Raw genomic sequence first — 977 nt, forward strand, 5'->3', positions numbered from 1 at the left:
GGTGGTGAGAGCCCGGTGTTGTCGCGTGAAATTTTTGTGCGTGGTGATGCGAGTTGTGTCTTGCTCTATGACCCAGATAAGGATTCGATTGTGCTCGTTGAGCAATTTCGTATTGGTGGACTTCATCATTCAGACTCACCTTGGATGCTTGAGCTTGTTGCCGGTATCAACGAAGAATCAGAGTTGCCAGCTGATGTTGTGGTGCGTGAAGCGCAAGAAGAAGCGGGTGCAGATGTATTGGATTTGATGCATATCTATGAGTTTTATCCGTCTCCAGGAGGCTCTACCGAGCGCATTCACTTATTTGTTGGCTTGGTTCATAGCGAAGGTCTTGGTGGTGTGCATGGCCTTGAAGAAGAAGGTGAAGACATAAAGGTGCATGTTATAGGGTTTGATAAAGCTATGGAGATGCTCAAAGATAATAAAATTGATAATTCCCCAGCGATCATTGCCTTGCAATGGTTGGCGTTAAACAAACAAGACGTTAACGAGCATTGGTNAGGTAAATAGTTCGTGGTTAGAAAATACGTTCCAGATATCTCTCATCTGAATGCTTTGTTTGAAAGCAACTATCGCCGCTTAATGAAATTACTGCATCTTGTTGATGAAGGTGATGAGCTAAATATTTCTTTGTATAACGGATCTCATTTTATTGGGACGGTTCATGCTCAAAATATCGAGACCTCAAAATACACCGACACAATTTTACTAGAGCAAGTCTCCTCAGCAGGGCCTTGGCTGAATAATCCATCTTTAATGGTTCGTCTTTATCATGATGCGGCTGTTGCGGAGGTCATTAGTCGTAAAGGGTATCGAGCACTTTCTGGTGTGAACTCTTACCCAAATAAAGATATGAATCTGCCGGATGAGAAAACGCAGCTGAATCGTTTTTTATCAGAATGGTTGAGTTTTTGTTTGCGCTACGGGATTTGTGATACACACCCGTTTAACCCGAGTAAACTGTGAAGCTCGTGCTA

Annotated in this window: 2 protein-coding genes; both read left to right on the forward strand. The window is 43.0% G+C overall.

Annotation, left to right across the window (positions count from 1 at the left end):
- Window positions 1-510: NUDIX domain-containing protein (locus A3762_RS02950; RefSeq protein WP_068754027.1), on the forward strand; the 510-nt coding region annotated here is incomplete at its 5' end.
- A gap of 3 nt (window positions 511-513) precedes the next feature.
- Window positions 514-966, forward strand: a complete 453-nt coding sequence (locus A3762_RS02955) for a DUF1249 domain-containing protein (RefSeq protein ID WP_068475315.1) — start codon at window positions 514-516, stop codon at window positions 964-966.
- The last annotated feature ends 11 nt before the right edge of the window (window positions 967-977 follow it).

The organism is Oleiphilus sp. HI0125, assembly GCF_001635355.1.